17 protein-coding genes and 1 tRNA gene are annotated in these 15,917 nt (G+C 49.9%); 9 read left to right on the top strand and 9 right to left on the bottom strand.

Annotated features, from left to right (window positions below):
* Nucleotides 1-62: 62 nt before the first annotated feature.
* Nucleotides 63-305 (top strand): AbrB/MazE/SpoVT family DNA-binding domain-containing protein, encoded by a 243-nt coding sequence (locus MLD66_RS04720; protein WP_247215788.1) that lies wholly within the window; start codon nucleotides 63-65, stop codon nucleotides 303-305.
* 4 nt (nucleotides 306-309) lie between these two features.
* Nucleotides 310-636 carry a type II toxin-antitoxin system PemK/MazF family toxin gene (locus MLD66_RS04715; protein ID WP_247215787.1) on the top strand — a complete coding sequence of 109 codons (327 nt, stop codon included), beginning with the start codon at nucleotides 310-312 and terminating at the stop codon, nucleotides 634-636.
* Between the two features lie 26 nt (nucleotides 637-662).
* Here MLD66_RS04715 and MLD66_RS04710 read toward each other — a convergent pair whose 3' ends face one another.
* Both MLD66_RS04710 and fbp read right to left on the bottom strand, forming a co-directional pair.
* A complete protein-coding gene (locus tag MLD66_RS04710) occupies nucleotides 663-1,034 on the bottom strand; it encodes a metalloregulator ArsR/SmtB family transcription factor (protein ID WP_247215786.1) in 372 nt (123 codons plus the stop codon).
* On the bottom strand, nucleotides 1,031-2,059 hold the full coding sequence (gene fbp, locus MLD66_RS04705; protein ID WP_247218967.1) for a class 1 fructose-bisphosphatase: 1,029 nt from the start codon (nucleotides 2,057-2,059) through the stop codon (nucleotides 1,031-1,033). Before fbp ends, MLD66_RS04710 begins: the two co-directional genes overlap by 4 nt.
* A 149-nt stretch (nucleotides 2,060-2,208) precedes the next feature.
* Between fbp and MLD66_RS04700 the strand changes: the two genes are divergently transcribed.
* Nucleotides 2,209-3,081 (top strand): hypothetical protein, encoded by an 873-nt coding sequence (locus tag MLD66_RS04700; protein ID WP_247215785.1) that lies wholly within the window; start codon nucleotides 2,209-2,211, stop codon nucleotides 3,079-3,081.
* A gap of 176 nt (nucleotides 3,082-3,257) precedes the next feature.
* Here MLD66_RS04700 and MLD66_RS04695 read toward each other — a convergent pair whose 3' ends face one another.
* On the bottom strand, nucleotides 3,258-4,877 hold the full coding sequence (locus MLD66_RS04695; RefSeq protein WP_247215784.1) for a B12-binding domain-containing radical SAM protein: 1,620 nt from the start codon (nucleotides 4,875-4,877) through the stop codon (nucleotides 3,258-3,260).
* A gap of 1,179 nt (nucleotides 4,878-6,056) precedes the next feature.
* On the opposite strand from MLD66_RS04695, the gene MLD66_RS04690 reads away from it, so the two are divergent.
* Nucleotides 6,057-6,602 carry a transposase gene (locus tag MLD66_RS04690; RefSeq protein WP_281438412.1) on the top strand — a complete coding sequence of 182 codons (546 nt, stop codon included), beginning with the start codon at nucleotides 6,057-6,059 and terminating at the stop codon, nucleotides 6,600-6,602.
* A gap of 182 nt (nucleotides 6,603-6,784) precedes the next feature.
* On the opposite strand, the gene MLD66_RS04685 is transcribed toward MLD66_RS04690, so the two are convergent.
* The 3 genes from MLD66_RS04685 to MLD66_RS04675 all read right to left on the bottom strand — a co-directional run bounded on the left by MLD66_RS04685 (nucleotide 6,785) and on the right by MLD66_RS04675 (nucleotide 8,582).
* Nucleotides 6,785-6,857: transfer RNA gene (locus MLD66_RS04685), tRNA-Ala, on the bottom strand.
* A 16-nt stretch (nucleotides 6,858-6,873) separates the two neighbouring features.
* Nucleotides 6,874-7,803, bottom strand: a complete 930-nt coding sequence (locus MLD66_RS04680) for an NAD(P)H-dependent glycerol-3-phosphate dehydrogenase (RefSeq protein WP_247215782.1) — start codon at nucleotides 7,801-7,803, stop codon at nucleotides 6,874-6,876.
* The gene (locus tag MLD66_RS04675) at nucleotides 7,800-8,582 is read right to left on the bottom strand and encodes a tetratricopeptide repeat protein (protein ID WP_247215781.1); all 783 of its coding nucleotides are present in this window, start codon (nucleotides 8,580-8,582) and stop codon (nucleotides 7,800-7,802) included. Before MLD66_RS04675 ends, MLD66_RS04680 begins: the two co-directional genes overlap by 4 nt.
* 143 nt (nucleotides 8,583-8,725) lie before the next feature.
* Between MLD66_RS04675 and MLD66_RS04670 the strand changes: the two genes are divergently transcribed.
* The 5 genes from MLD66_RS04670 to MLD66_RS04650 all read left to right on the top strand — a co-directional run bounded on the left by MLD66_RS04670 (nucleotide 8,726) and on the right by MLD66_RS04650 (nucleotide 12,677).
* The gene (locus MLD66_RS04670; RefSeq protein ID WP_247215780.1) at nucleotides 8,726-9,280 is read left to right on the top strand and encodes a Photosystem I reaction center subunit III; all 555 of its coding nucleotides are present in this window, start codon (nucleotides 8,726-8,728) and stop codon (nucleotides 9,278-9,280) included.
* A gap of 11 nt (nucleotides 9,281-9,291) precedes the next feature.
* Nucleotides 9,292-9,417, top strand: a complete 126-nt coding sequence (locus MLD66_RS04665) for a Photosystem I reaction center subunit IX (RefSeq protein ID WP_247215779.1) — start codon at nucleotides 9,292-9,294, stop codon at nucleotides 9,415-9,417.
* Nucleotides 9,418-9,483: 66 nt separating this feature from the next.
* Nucleotides 9,484-9,951, top strand: a complete 468-nt coding sequence (locus MLD66_RS04660; RefSeq protein WP_247215778.1) for a photosystem I reaction center subunit XI — start codon at nucleotides 9,484-9,486, stop codon at nucleotides 9,949-9,951.
* 489 nt (nucleotides 9,952-10,440) lie between these two features.
* The gene (gene xth, locus MLD66_RS04655) at nucleotides 10,441-11,226 is read left to right on the top strand and encodes an exodeoxyribonuclease III (protein ID WP_247218965.1); all 786 of its coding nucleotides are present in this window, start codon (nucleotides 10,441-10,443) and stop codon (nucleotides 11,224-11,226) included.
* A gap of 320 nt (nucleotides 11,227-11,546) precedes the next feature.
* Nucleotides 11,547-12,677, top strand: a complete 1,131-nt coding sequence (locus tag MLD66_RS04650; protein WP_247215777.1) for an EAL domain-containing protein — start codon at nucleotides 11,547-11,549, stop codon at nucleotides 12,675-12,677.
* Between the two features lie 205 nt (nucleotides 12,678-12,882).
* Here the strand turns inward: MLD66_RS04650 and MLD66_RS04645 are convergent, their stop codons facing one another.
* From MLD66_RS04645 to MLD66_RS04635, 3 genes are all read right to left on the bottom strand, one after another.
* Nucleotides 12,883-13,710 carry a Uma2 family endonuclease gene (locus MLD66_RS04645; protein WP_247215776.1) on the bottom strand — a complete coding sequence of 276 codons (828 nt, stop codon included), beginning with the start codon at nucleotides 13,708-13,710 and terminating at the stop codon, nucleotides 12,883-12,885.
* A 151-nt stretch (nucleotides 13,711-13,861) separates the two neighbouring features.
* Complete coding sequence (locus MLD66_RS04640; protein WP_247215775.1) at nucleotides 13,862-14,647, bottom strand: Uma2 family endonuclease; 786 nt, start codon at nucleotides 14,645-14,647, stop codon at nucleotides 13,862-13,864.
* Nucleotides 14,648-14,794: 147 nt separating this feature from the next.
* Nucleotides 14,795-15,559, bottom strand: a complete 765-nt coding sequence (locus MLD66_RS04635; RefSeq protein ID WP_247215774.1) for a Uma2 family endonuclease — start codon at nucleotides 15,557-15,559, stop codon at nucleotides 14,795-14,797.
* Nucleotides 15,560-15,917: the final 358 nt, after the last annotated feature.

The following is a 15,917-nucleotide window of genomic DNA, read 5'->3' as shown; positions in this document are numbered from 1 at the left end:
GCATTTGCAAAGTCCAGGAAAAAAGTGTATCTTTATTGTAGAAACAGATAGAAAGTAGTCCTATGATCGCAAAAGTTCAAAAATGGGGTAACAGCCTTGCCCTACGCATTCCCAAAGCCTTTGCCGTTGAGGCACAGTTAGAGAATGGTTCTTTAGTCGAAATTAGTATTGACAAAGGCAAAATTATGATTACACCGGTTTCAGCACCGCATTGGACCCTGGATGAATTGCTTGCAGGTATCACTAAAGACAATCTTCATACCGAAGTTGACACAGGTTTTGCGGTAGGAAACGAGATTTGGTGAACCTGTGGCATACGTTCCCGACAGCGGTGACATCGTTTGGATTATGTTCAATCCGCAAGCAGGACGCAGGCCAGCCTTGGTTTTATCTCCGAAAACATATAATAGTAAAGTTGGATTAGCCTTGCTTTGTCCAATTACAACACAAGTCAAAGGGTATCCATTTGAGGTTTTGCTACCTGAAGGTTTCGCAGTCAAAGGTGCAATTCTATCTGACCAGGTGAAAAGCCTGGACTGGCAAGCAAGGAAAGCGGAATTTCGTTGTAAGTTACTCCCCGAAAAGTTCAATGAAGTTATCAAGAAGTTAAGCACTTTAATTCGTGAGCAACTCTAAAATTAATCACAATTCAAATGTGATTGCTACAGTTCATCCAACTCCCGCAGGTGGGTGAGAACCGTTTCATAAATGGTCAATACATGGTCATCGTGGAGTTGATAAATCACGTGTCTGCCCTGCCTTTGCCCCTGCACCAGTCCCATGACCCGCAATGCCCGCAGTTGATGGGAAACCGCCGACTGACTCATCTGGAGTAAATTCACCAAATCCCCGACACAATGGGGTTTGACCGCCAGGATGGATAAAATTCTCAGGCGATTCGGGTCAGCCAAAAAACCCAACCAATGCGCCATCCGTTGCGCCGTAGCGGGGTCTAAAATGGCAACACTTGGGGGTTCTGGGTGATCGGCTGTACTACAAACTTCCGCTGGAAGGGAGCTTACCGCTGGGGTCATGATTCCCTGGGGTTTTGGATGAAGGATTCGACCAACGCCACATCCTCTGGGCTACCCACAATAATGGGACTGCGTTGATGGAGCGAGGTTGGTACTAAGTCTAGTATAGGTTGCGTACCGGTGGAAGCCCGTCCCCCCGCCTGTTCAGCAATAAAGCTTAGGGGTGCAGTTTCATACAACAAACGCAATTTCCCCTCCGGTTTTTTGCGGGTACCAGGGTAGAGAAAAACCCCACCTTCTAACAAAATCCGGTGAAAATCCCCCACCAATGCCCCACTATAACGAGCCGTATAACCTTCGTGCCGATGTACATAACGCACATAATCCCGAATCGGGTCTTCCCACTGCCAAAAATTACCCTCATTGGTGCTGTAAACTGGTCCATGTTCGGGCATTCGGACATTTTCTTGAGCTAAAATAAACTCGCCCAAACTGGGGTCTAACGTGAAAATATGCACCCCTTTACCGAGGGAATAAACCAGCACCGTCGCCGGACCATACAGGATATAACCCGCCAGAATTTGTTGCCGACCATTTTGGAGTAAATCCGCCCCGGTTTGTTCCCGGTCATCCCCCTGTTGTACCCGTACTGAAAAAATCGAACCCACATTCAAATTCACATCAATATTGCTGGAACCATCAATTGGGTCATAGAGCAAGGTATAACGACCAATTGGGCAATTTTCGGGGATATAATAGGGCTTTTCCATTTCCTCCGAAGCCAGCCGACAGACCAACCCACTTTTTTCAAAAACGGAGATAAATACCTGGTTGGCAAATACATCCATTTTTTTGACCGCTTCCCCTTGAACGTTCGTGCTTCCCGCAAAACCCAGCACATTTTCCATCAAACCGGCTCGACTCAAACGACGGGCAATCAGTTTTCCCGCCAGACCAATCCGACTCATCAAAGCACTTAAATCCTGGGCTTGGGCACCAAAACTTTCACATTGCTCCAGGACGTGCCGGGATGGGGTCAGACAATCCCGTTGTAGTTCAGGTAAAGCCGCTTTGTTCAACATGATCAGTTACCTTTGGATGGGACTTACTCTCAATTTTAGGGGTGAAGCGTGCTACATCCGGCAAATCTAAAGATGGGATACAGATGCTTTCTGGGGTTGCATCCGATCCGCTATCCTAGAACTATATCCTTTGACGTTCTCCTCACCTCATCATGGCGGAATCCCCATTTTCAGACGATTTGGATTTAGATTTCCTGAACTGGGCAAGTGGGTTGTCTGGGGCGGAATCTGCTGAGACCCTCAGCGAACTGGAGAATTTATTTGTCGAACCTGGGGAATCGGTTGATTTAAGCGCACATTCAGATTCAGATAGAGATATAACTGGTGAGTCAGAGTTGCCGCCATCTAACGTGGCATTTCTCTTTGGCGAACCGGAAGTTGCGCCGCCGGAGGTGCAGGAATCTGCGGATGGGTGGGGAGAATTGGAACGTTTTTTGAGTGACTCAACGCCGCAGGAATCGGTTGATCTAAGCGCACATTCAGATTCAGATAGAGATATAACTGGTGAGTCAGAGTTGCCGCCATCTAACGTGGCATTTCTCTTTGGCGAACCGGAAGTTGCGCCGCCGGAGGTGCAGGAATCTGCGGATGGGTGGGGAGAATTGGAACGTTTTTTGAGTGACTCAACGCCGCAGGAATCAGTTGATTTAAGCGCACATTCAGATTATTCAGATACAGACATAACTGGTGAGTCAGAATTGCCGTCATCTAACGTGGCATTTCTTTTTGGCGAACCGGAAGTTGCCCCACCGGAGGTACAGGAATCTCCCGCCCAAGAATTGCCCCTTCCTCCTCCCCTGTGGGCAGAAATCGGGCATCTGTTTCAAACCCCCGCCTTCAATGAAGCCACCCCTAACCAGCCCGCCAATCCCGCCATCGCATCGGAAATTGATACCCTTAGTCAGGCGATGTTAGCCAATGACGGGGACACCATTCAAACCCTGGTACAGCAGATTCAGGAAACCTATGACGAGTTAAAAAGTATTGAGATTTTTTTAGCCGCCACCCGGAATTTATGTTATTAAAAAGCGGCATTGCTGAATGAAGCTATGAATCAGAGGAAAGTACTTTTGGAAACTTCAAATAATGAATGAGTAAACGAATAGAGTATTTTAACATCTCTACCAATGCTACTGAACCCAAAACGGGGGCTACGCCCCTGCGACCCATTTTTAGACGTGCCCTTACGTTTTGCTTTTGGTTAATAACTAGTAGTCACGGCTACGGGTTGGCGCACTTTTTGAGAATAGAAGGAAGCTGATTCCTGACCTTGACCACACTCCCGGGCGAATTTAATCAAATGATGGCTGACCAAAGCGGTGCTGATAATATATTCAATTTGACCTTTTTGAAAAGCGGGTTTCGCAAACCGCCAAAATGTCTCTCGGTAATCACTCAACACCCCCACTTTGAGCAGGATATTAAACATTAATCCCAGTCCTTTCATGATATTTGCCCAGGAGGTGCGGGCGGGACTATTGGGCACCTGAATCCGGTTGGGATAGGTATGCTCTAAATTGTAAGCAAACCGCTCATAAATAAATTCCGGTGTGTAGGCTTGGGTGATACATTTGCGCCACATGGCGACCACCTGTTCATGGGGTAATAGGAAATTCACATTCGATTCCCGGTTCTCATCAAAAACCAATCGCCCCTCCTTGTCTAACCGCTCCCATAAAGGCGTTTTGGGTAGGGCATACAGCAGGTTAATGGTCAGCATGGGAATCTGGGATAAACGGATAAATTCCAAAATCCGATCCCCGGTCATCGGTGTATCCGTATCTAAACCGAGAATAATTCCTGAGACCACTTCCAAACCATAACTGTTGAGAATTTTGATACTTTGAAGGATGGGCAAACTGAGATTGTGATCCTTAGAAATCGAGTGCAATGCTTCCGGTTCTGGGGTTTCAATGCCACAAAATACGGTGCAAAAATAAGCCTCCCGCATCATGGCTAAAATTTTCGGACTTTGTGCCAAATTTAAGGTAGCTTCACAGGCGAATTGCACCGGATAGCCCCGCTCTTTTTGCCAGTTGATCAAATGGGGTAAAAGTTCCATCACCGCCTTGCGATTGCCGACAAAATTATCATCCACAAAATAGATGGCTCCCGGATTGCCCGCCGCCAAAATTGTATCCAGTTCCTTGAGAATTTGTTGAGGGGTTTTCAAGCGGGGATTGTTGCCATACAGGGCGGGAATATCGCAAAATTCACAGTGATAGGGACAACCGCTCGAAAATTGCACACTGCCGATAAAATATTGGTGCAGGGGAAGTTTTTCGTAGGCGGGAATGGGAAATTCATGCAGGGGCACCCGTTCTTTGGTTTGAAAAATAATTTGCTGTGGCGGTCGCTCCGTGTGGGTATCCAAATAGGCAATCATGGCATCGGTGGCATCCCCCAATTCCCCCAGATGAAGCAAATCCACCTCTGGATAATACTCCGGGCACCCGGATACGGAGGGCCCCCCCAGAGCGGTAATTTTCCCGTGCCGGTGGGCTTTGCGATTGATTTCTAAAATCTGTGGCTTTTGAATGTGCATTCCACTGATGATCACCGCATCCGCCCAACGATAATCCCACCACCGAGCCGGTCGGAGATTCTCATCAATCAGGCGCACCTCCCAGGATTCGGGCATATAGGCGGACACCACCAGCAAACCCTGGGGCGGCATAAACCCCTTCACCCCCGGCATCAATTCGTAGGCATGGTGAAAAGTCCCGAAAGAAGGACTATAGCGGGGAAACACGCACAGGATGCGCCGCCGGTTTTGGGGCTGGTAGGGCGTGCGACGGGAAATCGTGGGGGCTTCGGTCATGGGAAATCCCTGCGTTACGTGCCCCCTTAGTGTAATGGGGTTTTTGGGTCACTGACAAGTTGCTTGCCCCATTCTTAAGGGATTTTTAGTCTTAGGGTTGGGTTCAATTTGTTTATACAATGTAAAATAATATATGCGAAACAGCACGTCCCCATTGCAAACCCGGATGATTGACGAACAGAAATTTCATAAAACTAATTCAGGGCATTACCCTGCGACCTTCGACTTTCTAGGTATCAAATTTCTAGTAATAATTCTAATGTTATTGTTAAAGGACACCTTATATTTATTCACAACGATACAAAATTATCTCGCTGGAACCCTTATATTCAGGAGAACCAGGGATGGTGGCTACGCCCCTGCGCCTTATTTTTAGAGGTGTCCTAAAACATACCGAAATTCTACAGAACCAAGTACCGGGACAATGCCCGACAACCCTTGAGTTTTTAAGTATCAATTAAGGGCACCTCTATGAAATTCAAAGTTAGCGGTCGCAGGGGGGCACCCCCGTATTTGGTTTTGGGGAATTTCTCTTCGTTAATCAAGTAGGACGGCTATAGTAAATCTGAATGAATTTAGAACATGGGTCGCAGGGGGGCACCCCCATATTTGATTCTGGGGAATTTCTCTTCGTTAATCAAGTAGGACGGCTATAGTAAATCTGAATGAATTTAGAATATGGGTCGCAGGGGGCACCCCCATATTTGGTTCTGGGGAATTTCTCTTCGTTAATCAAGTAGGATTGCTATAGTAAATCTGAATGAATTTAGAATATGGGTCGCAGGGGGGCACCCCCATATTTGGTTCTGGGGAATTTCTCTTCGTTAATCAAGTAGGACGGCTATAGAACCTGTTTGCAATTATACTGGGAGAAAGAAATTACAGGTAGAGCAATGACATACACAACCAATTTAAGCGCATCACAATTTGAGATTTTAGACCAATATCTACCAAAGAGTAAGACAAAAAAGCATGTAGTTTCAAGGCATGCCATCGTCAATGCCATCATGTATCAGCTCAAAAATGGCTGTCAATGGCGAGACTTACCTCGAGATTTCCCCAAGTGGCAGACTGTGTACTCTCAGTTTCGGCGATGGCAAAATAATGGTACTTGGGAAAGGGTATTGGTAGCATTGGAGAAAATTGAAAGAGAGAGATTAAAAAAAAGAATATCCTAGCTTGCTCATAGGGGACTCTATGTGTGTGAAGAACACAGATACAGCAGGCATTGAAACGAAAGGATTTTGTCACTATAAATGCACTAACGGAATCAAACGGCATTTATTGGTGGATACTTTAGGGAATCCCTACTTTATCTTATGTAGTAAAGCAAGCCTGAGCGACAATCATGGATTATTAGAAATAATAAGAGAGCATAAACAATTCTTTTTAGAACTGCCTCAAGAGGTAACAATTTTACTAGATAACGGCTATCAAAAAAGATATTTAGAAGAAGAGATAGAAAAAATGGAACCACTTTTGCGGAATAAGATAATCATTGAGATATCAAAAAAAATTACACCGGAACAGAAAGCCAAATCGAAGAAAGAGAATCCACAGAAGCAAGGATTTGTGGTGATTGCGAAGCGATGGATAGTAGAAAGAACCAATGCGTGGATAAATCAATGCAGAGTATTATGGAAAAACTGTGAAGGCTTAATCAAGACAAGTCAAACAAAAATCAGAATTTGTGCCATACGCTTAATCCTACGTAGAATCGCTTAAAATGATTGCAAACAGGTTCTATAGTAAATCTGAATGAATTTAGAACATGAGTCGCAGGGGCACCTCCATCGTTGGTTCTGGGGAATTTCTCTTCGTTAATCAAATAGGATTGCTATATGTCTGAAACCGTGTATTTATCGGGGTTTTGGGCGGTTATGGTACTGCATGGGAAGCTAAGGATATGGAGAATAGGAGATTCGAACTCCTGACCTCTGCGGTGCGATCGCAGCGCTCTACCAACTGAGCTAATTCCCCGAATGGGCATTTTTTATCATAGCGGGTTTGGATGAAACTCTGCTTTCAAATCTCGCCCCATAAGTTCAACCACCGCCTGCTGGGGAGTGACCCGCTGTTCGAGCAATTGGTACACCTGCTGGGCAATTGGCACCCGAATCCCCCGTTGATCCGCCAACTGCACCAATACGTGCGTGGTATTCACCCCCTCCACCGTGGTTTGGAGTTCCTGCAAAATTTCTGCCAAGCTCTGCCCCTGGGCCAACCCATAGCCGAGGCGATAATTGCGGCTGAGGGGACTATTGCAGGTCGCCAGCAAATCCCCCAGTCCCGAAAGTCCATACAACGTATGAGCATGGGCACCCAACGCCACCGCCACCCGCACCATTTCCGCCAGGGCCCGGGTAATTAAACTGGCCTTGGCATTCGCCCCCAAATGGAGACCGTCACACACTCCGGCGGCAATCGCCATCACATTTTTCAACGCTCCCCCCAACTCCGTGCCCAGGGGGTCATCATTGGTGTAAACCCGGAACCGCTCCGAGGCCAACACCCGCTGTACCCGTTGCGCCGCCTCCACCCGCACACTGGCCGCCACCGTTGCCGCTGGTAAGCCCTGGGCAATCTCTGCCGCTAGGTTGGGGCCGGAAAGGGCCACCACCCCATGCTCAGGAAATGCCCTTTGCCACATTTGGGCAGGCGTACTGCAACTACCAGGCATTAAACCTTTGGTGGTACTGACCAGAATGGCATCGGGGGGCAAGGTTTTTAGCCCCTGCATGACCGGTAAAACCCCAGCCACAGATACCGCCACCACCACCACTGTAGCGGGTTGCACCACCGCCTGCATATCCCCACCCTGCCGTCGGGACCACACCTGCACCGGATAGCCGTTGCGCCGGATCAGTTCCGCCAGTAGGGAACCCCACATCCCACCCCCCAACACCGCCACCACCTCTGGGGTCATCGGATCATCTGTTGCATTAAACGACTGACTTGGTTCAACCCGTCTGTGTCCCCCTGTTTTTTGAATAACTGTGCCGCCTGCTCCCACGCTTCGATGGCGGCCTGCCGTTCCCCCAACGCCCGATGGGCCACCCCTTTTTGAGCGTAGGCTGGTGCTAATTGCGGGTCATAACGCAGAGCCTGGTTTAAATCTTCAATCGCTTTGCGGTAATCTTTCATCGCCAGCCAGGTACTTCCCCGCTGGTAATACCCCTGTGCCAAGTCCGGTTGTTTCTGTAAAATTGCATTACAATCGGCGAGGGATGCCTGATAATTGCCCTGGAGTCGGTGCGCCTTGGCCCGGTTGATATAGGCATCGGTAAAATTGGGGTCAATCCGCAGGGCTTGGCTAAAATCGGCAATCGCTTGGGCGTAATTATTCCCCCGGGCGTAGGTGATGCCCCGGTTGTTGTAGGCACTGACCAGCTTGGGGTTGAGTTGGATCGCCTGGGTAAAATCCTGAATCGCCTCGTTGGGTTTGCCCATGTCACTGTACACGGAACCCCGATTGTAATAAAGCTCCGCATCCTGGGGAAATCGCTCAATCGCCTGGGTCAACAGGTCAATCGCCCCGGTGTAGTCCTTGGCGTGGGCTTTTTCCACCCCTTGCCGGTTTAATTGATCCCGCTGGGCTTGCTGGGCCTTAGAAAGACCGCTGGAGGGCAATAAACCCCATTGACACCCCGCCACCCAGACCAGCACCAGCACCCACCAGGGGAATTTTTTGTTGAACTGCGTCATAAAAAGTTACATTGTGTTACAAGTTTACAGAACATTGCGACGGCGGGGGGAAGGGCGCAGGTCACGATATAGTGAATGCCGATGTGGGGAATGTGGATTCTCCCACCAATTGGACATTTTATCCGTGATGAGAGGAAATGGATATGGCAAAAGTCCTGGCTTTGGTCTTGGCGCTGGCCCTGTGGTGTACCTGGACACCGGCGGCTCAGGCGGACGTGGCGGGCTTAACCCCTTGTCGGGAGTCGGCGGCGTTTCAACAACGTTTGAAGAGTGAGGTGGCGACCCAGGAAGCCCGATTGTCTTTGTATGCGGCGGGAAGTCCCCAGGCGGCGGCGGTGGAGCGGCGGATTGCCCAGACCCAGGCTCGTTTTAACCGGTATGCCGACCAGGGGTTGCTGTGTGGAGAAGATGGCTTACCCCATTTGATTGCGGATGGTCGTTGGTCCCATGCCGCTGAATTTACCCTGCCGGGGGTGTTGTTTTTGTACATCGCCGGTTGGATTGGTTGGGTGGGACGTGCCTATCTGATTGCGGTGCGGACGGAAAAAGACCCGACGGAAAAAGAAATTATCATTGATGTGCCCCTGGCGATTCGCTGTATGCTGTCCGGCTTTAGCTGGCCCTTGATGGCGTTCCGTGAATTGACCACTGGGCAATTGACCGTTAAAGACAACGAAATTCCCGTATCCCCCCGTTAGGAGTAACCCCCATGCAGGATTTTTTGAAGTATCTCTCGTTTGCGCCGGTATTGTTGACCGTTTGGATGTTCCTCATTGCCGGTATTTTGATTGAAGTCAATCGGTTTTATCCCGATGCTTTGGCTTTGCCTTTTTAGGCTTTTTTAGGTTGTCGTTCCATTGATACACGTCCCAAACGTTCCAATTGTTAAGAGGTGATGTCCATGAGTGAAGATTTTGTACGCCCCTGGCGGGGGGATGCCCAACTCGGCCATCTGGAAACCCCGGTGAGTGCGGGTTTGGGGATGGTTTTAGTGAATAATTTGCCAGCCTATCGTCCCGGCTTGGAACCCTCCCGGCGGGGTTTGGAGGTGGGCATGGCGCACGGGTATTTGTTGGTGGGGCCTTTTTATAAACTGGGGCCCCTGCGGGATTCGGAATATGCCCTGGTTGCGGGTGTATTAGCCGCTTTGGGGTTGGTATTGATTTTGACCGTTTGTTTGTCCCTATACGGCAGTGTTTCCTTTGATAAGCCGAACCCGGGCGCAACGGATCAATTGCAAACCGCCGAGGGCTGGAGTAGCTTTACCGGCAGTTTTCTGATTGGGGGCGCTGGTGGGGTGATGTTTGCCGGTGTCCTGCTGTTTTTCTTGCCCGTTTTGCAAGGGATTGGCGGCAATTTGTTTAATTAATTCCATCATTCTGATGGGCAAAAATGGGGGAGCTAGGAGGGTTTTTCTGGCTCCTTTTCATTTGACTGCTTTTCTCCTCAAAAATTAGACATTTGGGCATCTCTATGTAAGGGAACCTCTATTTATTTGAACCAATCATCAATCCCATCGTGGGAATGCCCATATTACCCAGAACCAAGGGCGCTTGCGACCGCTAACTTTGAATTTTATAGAGGTGCCCTGTATTGTCAGCATTGGCAGATTATTTCGCTGAAATGTCAATATTATTGAGAACCACAGACGGGGGCTACACCCCTGCGACCTATTTTTAGGGATGCCCATGTGCGGGGCACAGGGTAAACCATTTCCCAGACATGGGATAGGTTCTTTAACACGGGGTAATTTAATCAATAATCAATACCGTCAGGGGCATGGGTGGGGGGATTTTAGTCTTGGTCAAATCGCCTGGATGCGGTGCTATACTACGGAGGGGTTTTGGTTAAATGAATGATGCAAATTGCCACTTGGAATGTGAATTCAATTCGGACTCGTTTAGGGCATATTCAACAGTGGTTACAAAAGAATCCCGTAGATATTTTATGTTTGCAGGAAACGAAAGTAGTGGATGAGCAATTTCCCCAGGATAGTTTCCCTGGTTACACCTGTGCCGTTGCGGGGCAGAAATCCTACAATGGGGTCGCTATTTTGAGTAAAATCATACCCACTTCAATTTCGATTGGGTTTACGCCGGTTTTAGGGGCAGAAGCGGTTGGGGATTTGGATGCCCAAAAACGACTGATCCACGCTCAAATTAACGGCATAGAAATCATTAATATCTATGTTCCCAATGGGCAAAGTGTGGGCAGTGAGAAGTATGATTACAAATTACGTTGGTTGCGGGCATTGCATCAGTATTTAAGTCATTTTGCATCCCTAAATTTGCCGGTGTGCGTCTGTGGGGATTGGAACATTGCCCCAACGGATTTGGATATTTATGACCCAGAAAATAAAGCGGAACATATTATGGCTTCCCCCCCGGAACGGCAGGCATTTGCGAATTTTTTAAGCCTGAATTTCCATGATGGGTTGCGGTTATGTTCCCAGGAGGCGGGGCAATTTACCTGGTGGGACTACCGGGCGGGTGCATTTCGCCGTAACCAGGGCTGGCGGATTGACCATATTTTGGTTAGTGCTTCCTTGTGTCCTGGGGTCAAGAACTGTTGGATTGACCGGGAACCCCGCAGTTGGGCACAACCCAGTGATCATACCCCGGTGGTTTTGGAACTCGTTCCCTAGATGGCGGATGGGGTTGGTGCAGGTTGAACCTGATCTCAATCCCTAACCATGATGACTGCCCTATGGGTTACTAGGTTTTGTCATAACGAAAGTATCACATTGTTCTCTAAAGATTAATTTTTGTTTAAATCAACGAGTTTTTACGGAGACAGCGGGGCAGGTTTTTTGAGCATTTTTACGGATTATTCCTGATCTCAGGTCTGTTATCTTATTAACTAACGTAAATCATTTAATGGCTAAAACGTCTAGGGCTTTTTCGGGACTAAATCTTGAATTAGCTCCTAATTTCATGCTCCTTTCACATATATAACCCTCTTTTTATGATCTCTCATTTAGCTCCCAAGGAACCGGTATTACTGGTAAATCAGGCTGGGGTAGTGATTGGCACTCGGGGCAGTTGGCAACCCCTGCTGGGACGGGAAGGGTCAGAGCTGTTGGGGCATCACTGGTGGGATTACGTCCACCCAAGGGATTTTGCGGAGATGCAGGCGGTTTGGTATCAGGTGCTCGAGGAACCGGGGGTCAGTGTCTCGGGGCGGTGCGCTCTGCGTGTCCGGGAGGGGGGGCTAGGGTTGACCTTCCTGAATGAATTGACCAATCCGGGGGTGCGGGCGGTGGTGATTACGGTCACAACCATTGACCAGGAGGTGCCTTTTGACGAGGAGGTAACCCAGGTGCAGGGATATACGTACGACCTCAATTTGGGCTTGATGCGGCAGGAGTTTGTCCTCCATTACCAGCCGGTGGTGGATGTGGTGACGGGGGCAACGGTGGGGTTTGAAGCTTTGGTGCGCTGGCAACATCCGATTGGGGGGCTGTTGGGGCCGGGGGAGTTTATCCCTTTGGCGGAGTCCAGTGGGTTGATGGTGCCCCTGGGGCGGTGGATATTGCGGCGGGCGTTGCACCAATTGGCTCAGTGGCAGACTCGGTTGCCAGATTGGCTATGCTTACAAATGCACGTCAATGTATCACCACTACAGTTGACCGACCCGGGGTTTGTCTCGGATGTGGCGGATGGGTTGCAGGCCACCGGGTTACAACCTCAGCAGTTGGTTTTGGAGATTACGGAGGGGGTGTTGGTGGGGCCGTTGGCCGCCGTGCATGATACCCTGTCTCACCTGCGGGAATTGGGGGTGTTGGTGGGATTAGACGATTTTGGCACGGGTTATTCTTCCCTGGGGCGACTGCACGATTTGGCAATCCAATATCTGAAAATTGACCGCTCGTTTTTGCTGGGAATGGGGCCACGGGCGCAGGCGATTGTGGCGGCAATGGTGAATTTGGGTGCCAGTTTGGGGCTGACGGTGGTGGCGGAGGGGGTGGAAACGGAGATGCAGAGGCTCTGGCTGAAACGGTTGGGCTGTCCCCTGGCCCAGGGGTATCTGTTTGCCCGCCCATTACCCGCAGCTCAGGTATTGGCATTCCTCGCCCAGACGACATCGGTGATTTAGAGAGTGCATTGACTGGTGGCAATCCTAAATGAGCATAGAATAGAGGTCGCAGGGGTACCGCCCTAGTCTTTGGTTCTGCAGAATTTTTGTATCCCTCTGGCACGCCAGTTAACGTTAATCCAGTGAGATTGCTCTCGTTATGGGGGGTGCGCCTCTCCGCATTGTTATGCTCAATTCAAGTTCCTAGCCGCAAGTTAGGGGTGCGTCACGAGTACTCATCCGGGTCAACCCCCAGGTCTCTCAGCTTCGCCGCCAAACGTTCTGCCCGTTGTTTTTCCTGCTCCACCCGATGCTTTTCCTGTTCTGCCCGTTGTTTTTCCTGCTCCGCCCGGTGCTTTTCCTGTTCTGCCCGTTGTTTTTCTTGTTCTGCCCGTTCGTCCCCAGTGAGCAATAAATTCCCATCCTGATCCCACCACCGTAACCAGGGCAATGACTGATGCAAATAGGTGCCCTGCCAAATCCCTAGCTCCACACCCAACGGCTCAATGGGAAAATGCCCCCGTTGGTTTGGCTCACACCGCTGGTAACGATTCCCCACCAATTCGTACACCTCAACCGAGGCTTTGTCCACTTCATAAATGGCGTAAAATGGCACCCGAATCGCCTGCTCGTACACCCAAAATTTACCCGGTTTACCGTTTTCCCGCTCCCAAGGGGGGGCTGTATCCCGCTCCGCCGTGCCATCCCCAGACACAAATTCAATCACAATCAAGGGGGCAACCACCTCCTGCCACAGCACATAGGAACGCCGCCGTTTACCGTCCAACAGGGGGGGCACATGGGGAACATAAAACCAGTCTGGGGCTTCCGCTCCCCGCTCCGGCGGTTCTACCAGCCGCCAATAGATACCGCAATCTTGCCCAATCGCATAGCGTCCATCCGGGTGCAGACTGTCCAAAACCGGATAAATGGAATCCGTCAAGAGCAAACTTTGGGGGTGTTCCTGAAAATTTTTCACAAAGGTACCATCGCTCTCCGGTAACTGCGTGTGGTCGGGGAGGGTGAGATTGGGGTGAGCCGTTGCAATCGTCATGGCTGAACTCCCACAGGGGTTACCTTGATCTGTTAATTAACGATAGCAAGCTTAACTAATTTTAGAATCGGTGTTGTCTCCCTACTTGATTCTGCAGAATTTTTGTATGCCTCTGGCACGCCAGTTAACGTTGTAGTAATTGAGGGGTGCGTCACGAGTACTCATCCGGGTCAACCCCCAAGTCTCTCAGCTTCGCCGCCAAACGTTCTGCCCGATGCTTTTCCTGTTCTGCCCGTTGTTTTTCCTGCTCTGCCCGTTGTTTTTCCTGTTCTGCCCGTTCGTCGCCAGTGAGCAATAAATTCCCGTCCTGATCCCACCAACGCAACCAGGGCAATGCCTGATGCAAATAGGTGCCCTGCCAAATCCCTAGCTCCACACCCAACGGCTCAATGGGAAAATGCCCCCGCTGGTTTGGCTCACACCGCTGGTAACGATTCCCCACCAATTCGTACACCTCAACCGAGGCTTTGTCCACTTCATAAATGGCGTAAAATGGCACCCGAATCGCCTGCTCGTACACCCAAAATTTGCCCGGTTTACCGTTTTCCCGCTCCCAAGGGGGGGCTGTATCCCGCTCCGCCGTGCCATCCCCAGACACAAATTCAATCACAATCAAGGGGGCAACCACCTCCTGCCACAGCACATAGGAACGCCGCCGCTTCCCGTCCAACAGGGGGGGCACATGGGGGACATAAAACCAGTCTGGGGCTTCCGCTCCCCGCTCCGGCGGTTCTACCAGCCGCCAATAGATACCGCAATCTTGCCCAATCGCATACTGTCCATCCGGGTGCAGACTGTCCAAAACCGGATAAATGGAATCCGTCAAGAGCAAACTCTGGGGGTGTTCCTGAAAATTTTTCACAAAGGTACCATCGCTCTCCGGTAACTGCGTGTGGTCGGGGAGGGTGAGGTTGGGGTGAGCCGTTGCAATCGTCATGGCTGAACTCCCACAGGGGTTACCTTGATCTCTTAACGATAGCAAGCTTAACTAATTTTAGAATCGGTGTTGTCTCCCTACTTGATTCTGCAGAATTTTTGTATGCCTCTGGCACGCCAGTTAACGTTGTAGTAATTGAGGGGTGCGTCACGAGTACTCATCCGGGTCAACCCCCAAGTCTCTCAGCTTCGCCGCCAAACGTTCTGCCCGTTGTTTTTCTTGCTCCGCCCGATGCTTTTCCTGCTCCGCCCGTTCGTCCCCAGTGAGCAATAAATTCCCGTCCTGATCCCACCACCGTAACCAGGGCAATGCCTGATGCAAATAGGTGCCCTGCCAAATCCCTAGCTCCACACCCAACGGCTCAATGGGAAAATGCCCCCGCTGGTTTGGCTCACACCGCTGGTAACGATTCCCCACCAATTCGTACACCTCAACCGAGGCTTTGTCCACTTCATAAATGGCGTAAAATGGCACCCGAATCGCCTGCTCGTACACCCAAAATTTGCCCGGTTTACCGTTTTCCCGCTCCCAAGGGGGGGCTGTATCCCGCTCCGCCGTGCCATCCCCAGACACAAATTCAATCACAATCAAGGGGGCAACCACTTCCTGCCACAGCACATAGGAACGCCGTCGTTTGCCGTCCAACAAGGGGGGCACATGGGGGACATAAAACCAGTCTGGGGCTTCCGCTCCCCGCTCCGGTGGTTCTACCAGCCGCCAATAGATGCCGCAATCCTGCCCAATCGCATACTGTCCATCCGGGTGCAGACTGTCCAAAACTGGATAAATGGAATCCGTCAAGAGCAAACTCTGGGGGTGTTCCTGAAAATTTTTCACAAAGGTGCCATCGCTCTCCGGTAACTGCGTGTGGTCGGGGAGGGTGAGGTTGGGGTGAGCCGTTGCAATCGTCATGGCTGAACTCCCACAGGGGTTACCTTGCTCTCTTAATGATAGCAATCTTAACTAATTTTAGAATTGGTGTTGTCTCCCTACTTGATTCTGTAGAGGGAACTTCTATTTATTTGAACCAATTATAAATCCCATCGTGGGAATGCCCATATTACCTAGAACCAAGGGCGGAGGTGCCCCCTGCGACTGCTAACTTTGAATTGATAGAGGTGTCCTAGAATTTTTACTGGTTAATTAAGTGGAATTCTTAATATAGCGATCCTACTTGATTAACAAACAAGAATTCTCCAGAACCAAGGACGGGGGCGGTGCCCCTGCGACCCCTATTCTATTTTCATTTAGGATTGCTATATATCACTGG

This window comes from Synechococcus sp. C9 (assembly GCF_022984075.1).
Classification (GTDB): Bacteria; Cyanobacteriota; Cyanobacteriia; order Gloeomargaritales; family Gloeomargaritaceae; genus Gloeomargarita.
Note: the sequence above shows the minus strand (reverse complement) of the source record. Positions and strands in the feature narration are given on the sequence as shown.

Coding starts and splice junctions, on each gene's coding strand:
- MLD66_RS04720 (WP_247215788.1), top strand. CDS start 63: ATGATCGCAAAAGTTCAAAAATGGGGTAACAGCCTTGCCCTACGCATT.
- MLD66_RS04710 (WP_247215786.1), bottom strand. CDS start 1,034: ATGACCCCAGCGGTAAGCTCCCTTCCAGCGGAAGTTTGTAGTACAGCC.
- MLD66_RS04700 (WP_247215785.1), top strand. CDS start 2,209: ATGGCGGAATCCCCATTTTCAGACGATTTGGATTTAGATTTCCTGAAC.
- MLD66_RS04695 (WP_247215784.1), bottom strand. CDS start 4,877: ATGACCGAAGCCCCCACGATTTCCCGTCGCACGCCCTACCAGCCCCAA.
- MLD66_RS04680 (WP_247215782.1), bottom strand. CDS start 7,803: ATGACCCCAGAGGTGGTGGCGGTGTTGGGGGGTGGGATGTGGGGTTCC.
- MLD66_RS04675 (WP_247215781.1), bottom strand. CDS start 8,582: ATGACGCAGTTCAACAAAAAATTCCCCTGGTGGGTGCTGGTGCTGGTC.
- MLD66_RS04670 (WP_247215780.1), top strand. CDS start 8,726: ATGGCAAAAGTCCTGGCTTTGGTCTTGGCGCTGGCCCTGTGGTGTACC.
- MLD66_RS04665 (WP_247215779.1), top strand. CDS start 9,292: ATGCAGGATTTTTTGAAGTATCTCTCGTTTGCGCCGGTATTGTTGACC.
- MLD66_RS04660 (WP_247215778.1), top strand. CDS start 9,484: ATGAGTGAAGATTTTGTACGCCCCTGGCGGGGGGATGCCCAACTCGGC.
- xth (WP_247218965.1), top strand. CDS start 10,441: ATGCAAATTGCCACTTGGAATGTGAATTCAATTCGGACTCGTTTAGGG.
- MLD66_RS04650 (WP_247215777.1), top strand. CDS start 11,547: ATGATCTCTCATTTAGCTCCCAAGGAACCGGTATTACTGGTAAATCAG.
- MLD66_RS04645 (WP_247215776.1), bottom strand. CDS start 13,710: ATGACGATTGCAACGGCTCACCCCAATCTCACCCTCCCCGACCACACG.
- MLD66_RS04640 (WP_247215775.1), bottom strand. CDS start 14,647: ATGACGATTGCAACGGCTCACCCCAACCTCACCCTCCCCGACCACACG.
- MLD66_RS04635 (WP_247215774.1), bottom strand. CDS start 15,559: ATGACGATTGCAACGGCTCACCCCAACCTCACCCTCCCCGACCACACG.